Annotated in this window: 14 protein-coding genes and 1 pseudogene; 12 read left to right on the top strand and 3 right to left on the bottom strand. The window is 39.4% G+C overall.

Going from position 1 to position 13,265, the window contains the following annotated elements; translation table 11 throughout:
- Window positions 1-7 precede the first annotated feature (7 nt).
- The gene (gene rpsR, locus RG565_RS00075) at window positions 8-247 is read left to right on the top strand and encodes a 30S ribosomal protein S18 (protein WP_000068664.1); all 240 of its coding nucleotides are present in this window, start codon (window positions 8-10) and stop codon (window positions 245-247) included.
- A gap of 181 nt (window positions 248-428) precedes the next feature.
- Here rpsR and RG565_RS00070 read toward each other — a convergent pair whose 3' ends face one another.
- Together RG565_RS00070 and RG565_RS00065 are read right to left on the bottom strand one after the other, a co-directional pair.
- Entirely contained in the window at window positions 429-1,106 is a 678-nt protein-coding gene (locus RG565_RS00070; RefSeq protein WP_117644765.1) for a DUF1129 domain-containing protein, read from the bottom strand.
- A 15-nt stretch (window positions 1,107-1,121) separates the two neighbouring features.
- Window positions 1,122-2,066 carry a magnesium transporter CorA family protein gene (locus RG565_RS00065; protein WP_195674331.1) on the bottom strand — a complete coding sequence of 315 codons (945 nt, stop codon included), beginning with the start codon at window positions 2,064-2,066 and terminating at the stop codon, window positions 1,122-1,124.
- 122 nt (window positions 2,067-2,188) lie between these two features.
- Between RG565_RS00065 and uvrA the strand changes: the two genes are divergently transcribed.
- The gene (gene uvrA / locus RG565_RS00060) at window positions 2,189-5,014 is read left to right on the top strand and encodes an excinuclease ABC subunit UvrA (RefSeq protein ID WP_247937425.1); all 2,826 of its coding nucleotides are present in this window, start codon (window positions 2,189-2,191) and stop codon (window positions 5,012-5,014) included.
- Window positions 5,015-5,051: 37 nt separating this feature from the next.
- On the opposite strand, the pseudogene RG565_RS00055 reads toward uvrA, so the two are convergent.
- Window positions 5,052-5,807: pseudogene (locus RG565_RS00055) on the bottom strand (hypothetical protein).
- Between the two features lie 147 nt (window positions 5,808-5,954).
- Here RG565_RS00055 and RG565_RS00050 point away from each other — a divergent pair.
- From RG565_RS00050 to RG565_RS00005, 10 genes are all read left to right on the top strand, one after another.
- A complete protein-coding gene (locus tag RG565_RS00050; RefSeq protein WP_195673320.1) occupies window positions 5,955-7,016 on the top strand; it encodes a Xaa-Pro peptidase family protein in 1,062 nt (353 codons plus the stop codon).
- Between the two features lie 58 nt (window positions 7,017-7,074).
- Window positions 7,075-7,635 (top strand): elongation factor P, encoded by a 561-nt coding sequence (gene efp, locus RG565_RS00045; RefSeq protein WP_003037772.1) that lies wholly within the window; start codon window positions 7,075-7,077, stop codon window positions 7,633-7,635.
- Window positions 7,636-7,745: 110 nt separating this feature from the next.
- Window positions 7,746-8,135 carry an Asp23/Gls24 family envelope stress response protein gene (locus tag RG565_RS00040; protein ID WP_003037725.1) on the top strand — a complete coding sequence of 130 codons (390 nt, stop codon included), beginning with the start codon at window positions 7,746-7,748 and terminating at the stop codon, window positions 8,133-8,135.
- Window positions 8,128-8,553 carry a transcription antitermination factor NusB gene (gene nusB / locus RG565_RS00035; protein ID WP_003039673.1) on the top strand — a complete coding sequence of 142 codons (426 nt, stop codon included), beginning with the start codon at window positions 8,128-8,130 and terminating at the stop codon, window positions 8,551-8,553. The genes RG565_RS00040 and nusB overlap by 8 nt, the downstream gene beginning before the upstream one ends.
- Before the next feature lie 216 nt (window positions 8,554-8,769).
- Window positions 8,770-9,243 (top strand): sigma-70 family RNA polymerase sigma factor, encoded by a 474-nt coding sequence (locus RG565_RS00030; RefSeq protein WP_247937426.1) that lies wholly within the window; start codon window positions 8,770-8,772, stop codon window positions 9,241-9,243.
- A 192-nt stretch (window positions 9,244-9,435) separates the two neighbouring features.
- Window positions 9,436-10,260, top strand: a complete 825-nt coding sequence (locus RG565_RS00025; protein ID WP_247937427.1) for an HAD family hydrolase — start codon at window positions 9,436-9,438, stop codon at window positions 10,258-10,260.
- Between the two features lie 18 nt (window positions 10,261-10,278).
- Entirely contained in the window at window positions 10,279-10,962 is a 684-nt protein-coding gene (locus RG565_RS00020; RefSeq protein ID WP_247937428.1) for a LacI family DNA-binding transcriptional regulator, read from the top strand.
- A gap of 551 nt (window positions 10,963-11,513) precedes the next feature.
- Window positions 11,514-12,110 carry a TetR/AcrR family transcriptional regulator gene (locus RG565_RS00015; RefSeq protein WP_247937429.1) on the top strand — a complete coding sequence of 199 codons (597 nt, stop codon included), beginning with the start codon at window positions 11,514-11,516 and terminating at the stop codon, window positions 12,108-12,110.
- Window positions 12,107-12,673 carry an NAD(P)H-dependent oxidoreductase gene (locus RG565_RS00010; RefSeq protein ID WP_247937430.1) on the top strand — a complete coding sequence of 189 codons (567 nt, stop codon included), beginning with the start codon at window positions 12,107-12,109 and terminating at the stop codon, window positions 12,671-12,673. Before RG565_RS00015 ends, RG565_RS00010 begins: the two co-directional genes overlap by 4 nt.
- 136 nt (window positions 12,674-12,809) lie before the next feature.
- Window positions 12,810-13,178 carry an EXLDI protein gene (locus RG565_RS00005; protein ID WP_049513101.1) on the top strand — a complete coding sequence of 123 codons (369 nt, stop codon included), beginning with the start codon at window positions 12,810-12,812 and terminating at the stop codon, window positions 13,176-13,178.
- Window positions 13,179-13,265: the final 87 nt, after the last annotated feature.

Genomic DNA, 13,265 nt, shown 5'->3' with positions numbered 1-13,265 from the left:
AAAGAACATGGCTCAACAACGTCGTGGCGGATTTAAACGCCGTAAAAAAGTTGATTACATCGCAGCAAACAAGATTGAATATGTTGATTACAAAGATACTGAGCTTCTTAGCCGTTTCGTTTCAGAACGTGGGAAAATCCTTCCTCGTCGTGTAACAGGAACTTCAGCTAAAAACCAACGTAAAGTAACAACAGCTATCAAACGCGCTCGCGTAATGGCTTTGATGCCTTTCGTAAACGAAGACTAAAATATAAAAATGAGCATGAATTTCATAAAATCATGCTCATTTTTTAAAACTCAATCAGCAACTAAATAGGTTGCTTTTCTTATGCTCAAAATTGTTTGAAACGGTTACTAAAAATATTTATCAGATCTTATTCAAAACATCCACCTGTTGAAACAAAGTGGATGCTCAAATAAAAATATGACTAAAGTTGTCTTGGTGCGGTTAAAGCACTGCGGATATTGAATTTCTTTTTGAGATAGAAACGAAGTGCTAAGGTTCCTCCGCCGAATACTAGGATAAATAAATTTGGTAGTTTTGGATTTAAAACTGCTGGCAACAGGAAGGTTGTTCCGTAAAGAACAACAGCCCACAAAATCGTAGCAGCTGAAATGATAAGAAGCGATTTGAAAAATGGTGGTTTTTGACTTTGGTCTTGGTCAGCATAATAAAAACGGTAAATAAAGTAGTACATTCCGTAAAATACGAGTGCCCCCACCGCGCTACCAAGTACAATCGTCACAACGCCATAATTGCTAGGATTTTTGGAGAATAAGTTAACACTACTATTTAAAATAGCAAACAAACTAAAGACAAATAAGAAAGCATCCATAATCATAAGATAAGGGTTGGTATTTTCTTGGACGGTCTGAGCTTCTTTTTGTTTTGCTTCTGAGAAATTTGCTGCCCAAACAGTTGGTGCTCCATAAAGTCCGCGAGCGGTGATGCCTTTTGCTTGATTTTCAAGGATTGTTGGGATAATCTCCTCTAGCAAGGCTTTGATTTCTTCGTCTGTTTTTCCGTCTTTGATGAGTTGGTGAGTTGCGATACGGACAAATTCTTGATTCTTTTTGCTTAATTTATCCAAAGAAACTTGTGTCATAAGATCTCCTTTTAATTAGAATAATTTTTTGTGAATAAGGTAAACAGTCAGGGAAACACTTATCGCAAAGGCGATAAAAATAATAATCCAAAAAGCGTGAGGTTCCCCGTTGAGCGGTAAGTCATTGTTTTTGAAGTTCATTCCATAGGCTGAGAAAATCATAGTTGGAATGGACATGACAATCGTCACCAAAGCCAGAGCTTTCATGATGTTATTTTGATTATTTGAAATGATAGAAGCAAATGTATCGGTCATGCTGTGCAAGATATTTCCATAAATATCTGCCATCTCAATCGCCTGCTGGGTCTCGATGAGTGTATCTTCCAGCAAGTCCTCATCTTCCAAATATTTCTTAATATTGCTTGTAGCGCTGGTCAATTTTTTAATCACGCGCTCATTGGTTTTCAAGGAAGCTTTGAAATAGACAATCGTTTTTTCAAGCTCCATGAGTTCAATCAATTCTTCATTGCGAGTGGACTTGTGCAGTTGACTTTCAATCTGCTCACTCTTGCGGTCAATAGAGCGCAACGCTGTCAGATAAAGCTCGGCATTGCGGTATAGAATTTGGAAAATAAAGCGAGAACGCATAAATGTATAGAAATTACGTAACCGTCGATTGATAAAAATATCCAATAAAGGAAGTTTTTCCAAACAGGTAGTAATAATCGCATCTTCGGTAATAATAATCCCTAGAGGGATGGTTACATAGTAAGTCTGATTATTTCGCTCCTCTGTAATTGGAACATCCACAATAATCAAGGTATATTCATCTTCGATGGTAACACGAGACATTTCCTCTGCGTCAAGGGGTGCTCGTAAGTCCGTAATATCAATGTCAAAGGCGTTGGCAATCTCAGTAGACTCACTTTGAGAAGGGTTGACTAAATTGATCCAAGTCCCCGACTCAAGCGTATCAATTTCTTTAAGTTCAGTTGTTGTTGATAGAAAGACTTGTTTCATGTTTTCCTCCTTCAGTTATTTGCACACCGTACTATTATACTATAAAATTCCGAGTTTTTGGGTAAAAGATTGTAGAAAATTTTGTTATAATAAAAAGAAGTTTAAAATAAAGTGTGGTAAGAATGCAGGATAAAATTATCATTCATGGAGCACGAGCTCATAATTTAAAAAATATTGATGTCACAATTCCGCGAGACAAGCTGGTTGTCGTGACTGGTTTGTCTGGTTCAGGCAAATCTAGCTTAGCTTTTGACACTCTCTATGCAGAGGGGCAACGTCGCTATGTAGAAAGTTTGTCTGCCTATGCCCGCCAATTTTTGGGCAATATGGAAAAACCAGACGTGGACTCAATTGACGGACTTAGTCCAGCCATTTCTATTGATCAAAAAACGACCAGCAAGAATCCGCGGTCAACAGTCGGAACAGCTACAGAAATCAATGATTACCTCCGTTTGCTCTATGCGCGTGTGGGAACTCCATATTGTATCAATGGGCATGGAGCCATTAAAGCTTCTTCTGTAGAACAAATCGTCAATCAAGTTTTGGAATTACCCGAACGTCAGCGGTTGCAAATTCTAGCGCCAGTTATCCGTAAGAAAAAAGGGCAACACAAGACAATTTTTGAGAAAATTCAAAAAGACGGATACGTACGTATGCGCGTGGACGGAGATATTTATGATGTCACAGAAGTTCCAGAGCTTTCTAAAACAAAAAAGCACGATATCGAAGTAGTGGTAGACCGGATTGTTATTAAGGACGGTGTACGCAGTCGGTTATTTGATTCGATTGAAGCAGCCTTAAGAATTGCAGACGGTTATGTGGTAATTGACACGATGGATGGCAAGGAATTACTCTTTTCCGAGCATTATGCTTGTCCAGTCTGTGGCTTTACGGTACCTGAGTTGGAGCCTCGTCTCTTTTCTTTTAATGCCCCATTTGGCTCTTGTCCTGATTGTGACGGTCTGGGTGTGAAACTGGAAGTAGACTTGGATATGGTGGTTCCTGACAGTAGTAAAACCTTGCGGGAAGGCGCCTTAGCTCCATGGAATCCTATTTCTTCAAATTATTATCCTCAAATGCTAGAACAGGCAATGACGGAATTTGGTATTGATATGGATAAGCCATTTGAGGACCTGACAGAAGACGAGCGGCAGCTGATTTTCTTTGGCTCTGAAGGACGAGAATTTCATTTTCATTATGAAAATGAATTCGGTGGCGTGCGAGATATCGACATTCCTTTTGAAGGAGTGGTAACCAATATAAACCGTCGCTACCATGAGACCAATAGTGATTTCACCCGTACCCAGATGCGGCTTTATATGAATGAGCTGACGTGTGCAAGCTGCCATGGTTATCGACTGAATCCACAGGCCTTGTCTGTTAAAGTGGGGGGTGAAGGTGGTCTCAATATTGGTCAAGTGTCTGATTTGTCTATTACAGATCATTTAGAATTACTTTCTCATCTGACTTTGACTGAAAATGAAGTGGCCATTGCAACACCGATTATCAAAGAAATCCGCGATCGCTTGACTTTTCTTCATAATGTCGGACTTAATTATCTAACTCTGTCTCGGTCTGCGGGAACATTGTCGGGTGGGGAGAGTCAGCGGATCCGCTTGGCGACTCAAATCGGCTCTAATCTCAGCGGTGTTCTTTATATCTTAGATGAGCCTTCTATCGGTCTTCATCAGCGGGATAACAATCGCTTGATTGCCAGTCTCAAAAAAATGCGTGATTTGGGTAATACCCTCATTGTGGTTGAACATGATGAGGACACCATGCGTGAAGCTGATTGGTTGATTGATGTTGGACCTGGAGCAGGTGTTTTCGGTGGCGAAATTGTTGCGGCAGGCACGCCTGATCAAGTTGCGAAAAACAAAAAATCCATTACAGGTCAATACTTGTCAGGTAAACGCAAGATTGAAGTTCCGCTAGAACGCCGAGTTGGAAATGGGCGCTTTATTGAAATCACAGGTGCGCAAGAGCACAATTTGCAAAATATCACAGCTCGTTTCCCTCTAGGAAAATTCATTGCTGTGACGGGGGTTTCTGGTTCCGGAAAGTCTACTCTGGTTAATTCGATTTTGAAAAAGGCGATTGCGCAAAAGCTCAATCGAAATTCAGATAAACCAGGGAAATTTAAAAAGATTTCAGGCATTGAGCATATCGATCGTTTGATTGATATTGACCAAAGCCCGATTGGACGGACTCCTCGCTCCAATCCTGCTACTTATACTGGGGTTTTTGATGATATTCGTGACCTTTTTGCCAAGACCAATGAAGCCAAAATTCGCGGTTATAAAAAGGGGCGCTTTAGTTTCAATGTCAAGGGTGGACGTTGTGAAGCCTGCTCTGGAGACGGGATTATCAAAATTGAGATGCATTTTCTACCAGATGTCTACGTTCCTTGTGAAGTTTGTCACGGCACTCGCTACAATAGTGAAACTCTGGAAGTGCATTATAAGGATAAGAATATCGCACAAGTTTTGGATATGACAGTCAATGACGCAGTCGAATTCTTCAAACATATTCCGAAAATCGAGCGCAAATTACAAACGATTAAAGACGTAGGACTAGGATATGTAACGTTAGGACAACCAGCCACAACTCTTTCTGGCGGGGAGGCTCAGCGGATGAAACTAGCCAGCGAACTTCACAAGCGCTCAACAGGTAAGTCTTTCTATATCCTAGACGAGCCGACCACGGGGCTGCATTCCGAAGACATTGCCAAGCTCCTTCATGTGCTATCACGCTTTGTGGACGATGGCAATACAGTCCTCGTCATTGAGCACAATCTGGACGTCATTAAGACGGCTGATCACATCATTGACCTTGGACCAGAAGGTGGTATTGGCGGAGGTACTATTATTGCTACTGGTACACCAGAAGAAGTAGCTGCAAACTCTGCTAGCTATACTGGCCAGTATCTAAAAGGAAAGTTAAAATAAGATTTAAAAGACTCTGCTTTTTTAGGCAGAGTCTTTTTTATAATAGATTACGAATTTTTTCTTTTATAAATGGGTTAAAAGAATAGTGTTTATCCAGATATTCTAGGAGTGCTTGAGCAGACTCAGAAATGCGTTCGTAACCTTGCAAAAAGTGAGGCAATTGCTTGGCTTCCTTTGGATAACCTTCTTCAAATCGTCTGTTGGTATTAAAGATATCTATAAAATTAGATTGAGAAGTTGTTTCCAAACTGATTAGTTCAGTCCAAAGCTTGACGGATCTGTTTTGGATGAAATCATAAGCAGCTAATTTTTCGCCTCGCTGATAGCGATCTAGCCCTAAATATAGATTACATGAAATTTCTCCCAACAGCCATTCACGGTCTCTGTTTTCTTTTGATGGCAGTCTTTGTGGCTGACAGATTGTTTCATCAAAACCGACCTCCTTCCAGATAATCTTGCCTTCAGCGAAGGGAATGTTTACTAGTTCATGAGCTTCAAAGACAGCAAATTCACAAAAAACATCATCTTCAAATAGAACTTTATGTCCGTCCACTGTATTTTGGTAGTGAAATGCAATTGGTTCTAGCTTACTTAACCAGGTTAGGTCTTGGATATAGAGCTGCTTGTAGCCATCTTTTACAATAACAAAGAAGTCTAAATCTGAGTACTAATCCAATCGTTCTCTTTCTGTTCCGCAAGAACCAAGTGCTAGCAAAGCTAGTGCTTGGTTCGAATCTTTTAGAGACTGACCAATTTCATCTAGTCTTTGTAACAGTAATTCTGTTTTATTCATATCGTTACCTCATCATTTCTTGTTTAACAAAAATTATACATTTAGCGCTTTCAAATGTCAATTTCATCTAATCCTAACTATATAGATTGTATTATTTTCGGTATTTTTTTGCTATAATAAATTGAATCATTTTACGGAGGAATTTTTATGTTATCAAGAGTAAATAAATTAGAAGCAGCACTTGCGCAAACGGATTGTGATGCTGTCCTTGTGACCAATCTTAAAAATATCTATTATCTGACGAGTTTTAGCGGAACTGAAGCAACTGTTTTTATCAGCAAGAATCGCCGAATTTTTCTGACCGACTCACGCTATACCTTGATTGCCAAAGGTGTGGTCAAAGGATTTGATATTATTGAAACGCGTGATGCTTTGTCAGAAATTGCGAAGATCATTGCAGATGATAAAATAAAGACTATTGGATTTGATGACGAAATTTCTTATCATTCTTTCAAAACTCTCGAAGAACTTTTTTCAGATTATAAGCTGACAGCAATGACTGCTTTCATTGAAAATCTACGCATGATCAAAGATGAAGGAGAAATTGCCACGATTCGAAAAGCTTGTCAAATTTCTGACCAAGCCTTTCTAGATGTCTTGGATTTTATCAAGCCGGGGCAAACAACGGAGCTACAAGTTATGAACTTTTTAGATGCTCGCATGCGGCAACTGGGCGCGTCGGGAGCCTCTTTTGACTTTATTATTGCATCAGGTTATCGCTCTGCTATGCCGCATGGAGTAGCTAGCGAGAAGGTCATTCAAACAGGTGAAACCTTGACAATGGATTTCGGTTGTTATTATAATCACTATGTTAGCGATATGACACGAACCATTCATGTTGGTCATGTGACGGATGAGGAGCGCGAGATTTACGATATTGTATTACGGAGCAACCAAGCTCTGATTGAAGCGGCGAAAGCTGGTATGAGTCGTATTGAGTTTGATCAAGTACCGCGCAAAGTGATTAACGATGCAGGTTACGGACAATATTTCACGCATGGAATTGGACACGGAATTGGTCTTGATATTCATGAGATTCCTTATTTTGGGAAATCCTCTGAGCCGATTGAAGCAGGTATGGTCTTAACAGATGAGCCAGGTATTTATTTGGACGGAAAATACGGTGTGCGGATCGAAGATGACATTCTCATCACAGACACAGGTTGTGAGCTTTTAACGCTTGCGCCAAAAGAGTTAATTGTTATTTGAGAATTGTCAATGTTTATGATAAAATAAAGAGAAATCTATTTTAAAAGAGGTAATAATAATGATTGAAGCAAGTAAGCTGAAAGCTGGTATGACGTTTGAAACAACGGACGGAAAATTGATTCGTGTCCTTGAAGCAAGCCACCATAAACCAGGTAAAGGGAATACTGTTATGCGTATGAAATTACGGGATGTACGCACAGGTTCGACTTTTGACACAACTTACCGTCCTGAAGAAAAATTTGAACAAGCAATTATTGAAACGCGCCCAGCACAATACTTATACCAAATGGATGACACAGCTTATTTCATGGATACAGAGTCATTTGAGCAATATGAAATCCCAGTAGCGAATGTAGAGCAAGAATTGAAATTTATCCTTGAAAATTCAGAAGTGAAAATTCAATTCTACGGAAGCGAAGTTATCGGTGTTACGGTTCCAACGACTGTAGAATTAGTCGTAACAGACACACAACCTTCTATTAAAGGAGCAACGGTAACAGGTTCTGGTAAGCCAGCTACTCTTGAAACAGGTCTTGTGGTCAACGTACCGGACTTTATCGAAGTTGGGCAAAAATTGATTATCAATACGCAAGAAGGAACTTACATTTCTCGTGCATAATTTATGCTAAGAACTAGAAGTTCTTAAATTACTATCAAACTCAGACTGAGAGCCTGACAAATATTATGCAGACTCCTTGAATGTCTTTGTGTCTTAAGAAAGGACAAGTTATGGCAACTGAACAATTAGGCGAAATCGTTATCGCACCACGTGTCTTAGAAAAAATTATTGCCATTGCAACGGCTAAAGTGGACGGTGTTTACTCTTTCGCAAATAAAAGCATGTCTGACAGTCTTGCAAAACGTTCTTTAGGACGTGGCGTCTATCTTCATACCGCCAGTGATGGCGAAGTAACTGTTGACATTTATTTATACTTAGAATACGGTGTAGGGGTGCCAGCAGTAGCTGTTGCTATTCAAAAAGCCGTTAAAAGTGCTGTTTCTGATATGGCAGAAGTTGAATTATCCGCAGTAAACATCCATGTAGCGGGTATTGTGCCTGAAAAAACACCAAAACCAGATTTAAAAGATTTGTTCGATGAGGATTTCCTCAATGACTGATGTACAACTGGAAGCAAGAAGAGAACTACGTGAACGTGCATTTCAAGCATTAATGAGTTTGGAATATGAAAAAGACATTGTAGAAGCGTGTCGTTTTGCATATCTCTATGATAAAGATATGACAAACGATTCTGATGTGGAAATTCCAGCCTTTTTATTGAACCTCGTCACGGGTGTTGAACAGTCTAAAAACGAGTTGGATGACAAGCTTAGCCAGTACCTAAAAGAAGGTTGGACTTTGGAACGTCTTACATTGGTAGAAAAAAATATTCTTCGCTTGGGATTGTTTGAGATGACAGAGTTTGATACACCTCAACTAGTCGCAATCAATGAAGCAATTGAGCTATCTAAAAAATTCTCAGATGAAAAATCGAGCAAGTTTATCAATGGCATTTTGAGTAAATTTGTTATAGAATAACTTTTAAGAAGAAATGAACATAGAATTGAGAGGACGAATTTCGTTCTCTCTTTTTCAATTTTTTTCGCTGAACAGTTTCAGAAAACCTCTGAAGTGACAGGAATGTTGCTCACGAGACCCAGAAGAGATGCACTAAGATAAAAAATAGATAGAAGAAAACCAAAGGTTTCTCCTTCATACTATCCTTAAAAGGTAAGAGCAAGGAAGGAGAAGGAAATGGAGTTCAAGGAGTTGTACGACAAAGTGAGAGGGATCGTACTGAAGTGTCGCCGGGAATATTATGTCCACCTGTGGGAGTTAAGTGATTGGGACCAAGAAGGGATGCTGGTCTTATATGAGTTGGTGAGTCGCTATCCGCAGCTGGTAGAGACAGAAAGTCAGCTCTATGTTTACTATAAGACCAAGTTCCGCAATCACATCAAGGACATCCTCCGCAAACAAGAAAGCCAAAAGCGCAAACTAGACCGTCAAGCTTATGAAGAAGTGAGCGAGATAGGTCACAAGCTCAGCCTAAAAGAACTGTATTTGGATGAATTGGTGATTCTCCGAGACCAACTAAAGAGCTATCAAGCTCAACTGAGCCCAGAGAAACAGGAGCAGTACGAGCGCTTACTAGCCGATGAACGGTTCAAAGGCCGCCAAGCCATGATTCGAGAATTAAGAGCCTACTTAAAGGACTATAGCGATTAAGATAAGTCAGAACTTTTCCCTTTTTAAAGGTCATTTTCATTTTGCTACCTCTAGAAGATTTAATTCACTTTTTTTCATTTTCCTCTTGACATGAAACGCGTTCCAGATTGTACAATGAAGTCAAGCTAGCGAAGAAATAAGATTTGAACTCGGAGTGGAGCGCAAATCCATAAAGAAAAGGAGAGAAAAATCATGCAAACAAGAACGATTAAACGTATTTTTACTGATATGGATGGGACGCTTTTAAATTCAAAGGGGCAAGTTTCCGAAAGGAATGCCAGATGCATTCGCAGAGCAGCCATTCCGATTACGATGGTCTCTGCGCGTGCGCCAATGGAGATGCGTGAGGCTATTGAATTGTTGGGTTTGCAAGGTCCGCAAGTGGGCTTTAATGGTGGTTTAATTTATGAGGTTGTCAATCATCAAATTCGTCCGCTGCACACCAAGGTTATTTTCAAGCAGACCGCATCAACGATTTTACAGGCTGTGCGGCAGCATTTTCCACAGGTCAGTCTCAGTTATTATGACTTGAATCATTGGTATTGTGATACAATAGATGAAGGAATTCGTTACGAATACGACTTGACTCATCAGGCACCGACTCAAGTTCATGATGAAGATTGTTTTCTTTCAGCTTGTGATAATCTTTTTAAAATCATGATGATTAGCTTTGAAGAGGAAGAAATGCAAGATTTGCAGGCTTATCTAAATAGTCTAGGACTAACTAGTGTTACAATTCTGCGTTCTGGTCGATTTTATTTAGAAATCACCAGCAAAGAAGCTCGAAAATCATCAGGGATTGATTACATTAGCCGGAAAGAAAATCTAAAAAAAGAAGAAACAGCTGCCTTTGGTGACGGTCACAATGACATTCCGATGCTAGAAATGGTTGGTTTTCCGATTGTTATGGCCAATGCCTTTAAGGATGTGAAGGCACATGCTTTTAAAATTACCAAAAGTAACGATGAGGACGGAGTTAGTTACGGAATTCACAGGTATCTCGTCAGTTCATCTTGAAAATCAGAAAGGAACTCGATGACCAATATTCGAGAAATAGCGAAGTTGAGTGGCTATTCGGTGTCCAGTGTGTCGCGCGTGCTTAACAATCATCCATATGTATCAGACGAGGCACGGGAGAAAATCCTGCAAATTGTCAGAGAACTGGACTATACTCCAAATCTAGTCGCAAAAGAACTGAGTTTGGGCAATACTTATAAAGTGGGTGTAGTCATTCCTCATGTGCGTTACACTTATTTTACCAAGCTCATCAACGGTATGTTGGATCAAGCGCAGAGAAGTGCCTATAATTTGCTGCTTTTGCCGTCTCAGTATGACAAAGAACTAGAGATTCAGTACCTGGAACAATTGCGAGGTCAGGCTTTTGATCATTTGATTTTCACCTCACGAAGCATAGATTTAGAAACCATTGCTTCCTATGCTAAGTACGGAAATATTGTCTGCTTAGAAAAGGTAAACCATTCTCAACTGAGTAGTATCTATGTGGATCGCAAATCAGCTTGCAGAGAGGCTTTTCGCTGGTTGAAAGAACTAGGTTATCAACATTTAGCCCTTATTTTCACTCGTAAAGACAAGCGCAGTTCTACCTATCGGATGGTCAAAGAAGCTTATGATGAGGTCTATGGATTGGAGCATACTCCGGTGATTATCGAAGGGGTTGCTATAGAAGAAGACGCTTATCAGAAAGCTTCTGAATTGTGAAAACACCCAGAGATAGATTGTATTTTTTCAAATGGGGATGACATGGCAGCTGGATTTATGCGGGCTTACGAAGAAGCTAGGAAACAGCTCCCTTTCATCATGGGGCAAGAAAACATGCTGGCCGGACGCTCTTGGGTCTCTCTACCATTGACAACAAATCCTATCAGTTGGGTCAGAAAAGTTTCAAGCAGGTTTTATCTGAAGAGAAAAAAACCATTGTGCTCAAATCAGAGTTTATCCAGCGATAAGAGACTTGTTATTTTTCAAATTAGCTTACTTATTTAATAAAGAAGAAGAGTTTGGAACAAAAAGATTTCAATTTTTAAAAATCTTAATTATTAAGCCCTTCAAATCTATAATTAAATGCGACAAGCGAACAAAGCAGAATTCTGATTATCAGAAAACTAGTTTTGTTCGCTTTTTATATTTGATGTTGGACTTTTGTCCCATCCTCTTTTTTACTGAAATTTTTCTAAACAGAAAATATTGACAAGAAAAAGTATACAATGTATACTAATAAAGTAGACATTGTATACTTTTTGAGGGAAAAAATGAAACGAAATACGGCAGAGTTAAAGGAAAGATTGATCCAGACGGGGATTAAAGAGATTGAAGATCATGGTATCGACCAGCTATCACTGAGGACTGTCGCTAAATCCTGCGGTGTTACTCACGGCACCCCTTACCGGCATTTTGAAAGTAAGGAAAACTATTTAAAAGTTGTTTTAAAGCGCCTTTCTGTTTTTCTCAACCAAGAAATCCAAAAAGAGATCGATTGGAAGGCTTCTGCGCGGAATCAACTGGCCCAAATGGGCTTTAACTTTATCATCTTTGCGAAGGCTTACCCCTATTTCTTTGAAGCCCTCTTCATTAAATTTCCTTTTAAGTATATGAAAGTCACTCAGGATACTATTTCGCTGGATTCTGATTTGCCAGGATTCGCTGCATTTAAACGGATTGTTTTAGAGCTTCGTAAGGAGGAAGGCTTTACCAACAGCGAAGCTGAAACACTGTTTCATTTTTGGAGTTTTATTTCAGGTCTTGCTGTTTTGGCGAACAGTCCCATTGGACGTGACCTTGACAACAAAGCCATTCAGACTAACATTGAGCAAATGCTTGATATCTATATAAAAGGAGAACAGTCATGAAAATCTTAATTATTTTTACTCATCCAAACCCTCAAAGTTTTGACGGTGCTATTCTCAAGCAAGTCCAAACCAATCTTTCTGAAGCGCATTCTGTCAAAACCTTAGATTTATATGCTGAACAGTTTAATCCAATCTTACGATTTGATGAAAATCAAAAACGCCGCGATTTGGCTAAGGTTCCTGAAATGGAAAAATACCGTGATCTTGTCACTTGGGCAGACCACCTAATCTTCATTTTCCCGATTTGGTGGAGCGGAATGCCGGCTATGCTCAAAGGATTTATTGACCGAGTATTTGTAGCTGATTTCGCTTATTCTTATAAAAAAGTCGGTCTTGAAGGGCACTTACAAGGAAAATCTGCTTGGATTATCACCACCCATAATACGCCGGCCTTTGTGCTGCCTTTTATTCAGGATTATGGTAAAGTCCTGAAAAATCAAATTTTAAAAATCTGCGCTGTCGCACCGGTTAAGCTAACACAATTAACAAATGTTGAAAAAATTTCTGATGAACAGCGCCAGCAATTCTTAGAAACCATCACTCAAACAGCCCGTCGTATTTAAAATAAGGATGATTGTAAAGCAGAAATAGTACGATACAGCTGAAAACTAGCTTAATAATCCATTTCTTATGAAACATTTCTTGAAAACCTGCGTAAAACTGCTATAATGGAAGTGGAAAAATTAAGGAGGTGTCACGATGGAATATAAGGAAGTGGAATGCAGGCTAGTGGATCATGGAATCAGAGAGTATAAAAAATTTAAAGGAATCAAGATTTATAGTAACAGCCGTTTTTCTGAAGATAGGAAAAAAATAATCTATCAAACGATTTATCTGACACCCAAGAAGAACCTTGTCTACTATCAAAGAGAAGATCTCAACTATGATTCAGAGTGGTGGCTCAGAAAGCATAAGGATCTACCATTCTACCATCAGCAAGAGGCAGATACGGTTTTCAAAATTTGCCAAGCTTTTGCTGAGTTAAGCTCTTACCTAGACAAATCTACTATCAACAAGTTGGAGCAAAAGTTAGCGGCAGGTGCTTTTATTGAAACCTTGAATATTTAACTTTACAGACAGCCAGTCTTTACGGACTGGTTTTTTTGTATGAAGTCAGTTGCATTGTTTCATAGGACATTTGTCCATTTTTGTTAT

Origin of the sequence: Streptococcus sp. IsoGale021 (assembly GCF_031142795.1) — a bacterium.
GTDB classification, from domain to species: Bacteria; Bacillota; Bacilli; order Lactobacillales; family Streptococcaceae; genus Streptococcus; species Streptococcus hominis.
The sequence above is the reverse complement of the archived record's forward strand: the minus strand, read 5'-3'. Positions and strand labels throughout refer to the sequence as shown.

Bases quoted from the DNA above. Each gene is read 5' to 3' on its own strand.
- rpsR (WP_000068664.1), top strand. From the start codon at position 8: ATGGCTCAACAACGTCGTGGCGGATTTAAACGCCGTAAAAAAGTTGAT.
- RG565_RS00070 (WP_117644765.1), bottom strand. From the start codon at position 1,106: ATGACACAAGTTTCTTTGGATAAATTAAGCAAAAAGAATCAAGAATTT.
- RG565_RS00065 (WP_195674331.1), bottom strand. From the start codon at position 2,066: ATGAAACAAGTCTTTCTATCAACAACAACTGAACTTAAAGAAATTGAT.
- uvrA (WP_247937425.1), top strand. From the start codon at position 2,189: ATGCAGGATAAAATTATCATTCATGGAGCACGAGCTCATAATTTAAAA.
- RG565_RS00050 (WP_195673320.1), top strand. From the start codon at position 5,955: ATGTTATCAAGAGTAAATAAATTAGAAGCAGCACTTGCGCAAACGGAT.
- efp (WP_003037772.1), top strand. From the start codon at position 7,075: ATGATTGAAGCAAGTAAGCTGAAAGCTGGTATGACGTTTGAAACAACG.
- RG565_RS00040 (WP_003037725.1), top strand. From the start codon at position 7,746: ATGGCAACTGAACAATTAGGCGAAATCGTTATCGCACCACGTGTCTTA.
- nusB (WP_003039673.1), top strand. From the start codon at position 8,128: ATGACTGATGTACAACTGGAAGCAAGAAGAGAACTACGTGAACGTGCA.
- RG565_RS00030 (WP_247937426.1), top strand. From the start codon at position 8,770: ATGGAGTTCAAGGAGTTGTACGACAAAGTGAGAGGGATCGTACTGAAG.
- RG565_RS00025 (WP_247937427.1), top strand. From the start codon at position 9,436: ATGCAAACAAGAACGATTAAACGTATTTTTACTGATATGGATGGGACG.
- RG565_RS00020 (WP_247937428.1), top strand. From the start codon at position 10,279: ATGACCAATATTCGAGAAATAGCGAAGTTGAGTGGCTATTCGGTGTCC.
- RG565_RS00015 (WP_247937429.1), top strand. From the start codon at position 11,514: ATGAAACGAAATACGGCAGAGTTAAAGGAAAGATTGATCCAGACGGGG.
- RG565_RS00010 (WP_247937430.1), top strand. From the start codon at position 12,107: ATGAAAATCTTAATTATTTTTACTCATCCAAACCCTCAAAGTTTTGAC.
- RG565_RS00005 (WP_049513101.1), top strand. From the start codon at position 12,810: ATGGAATATAAGGAAGTGGAATGCAGGCTAGTGGATCATGGAATCAGA.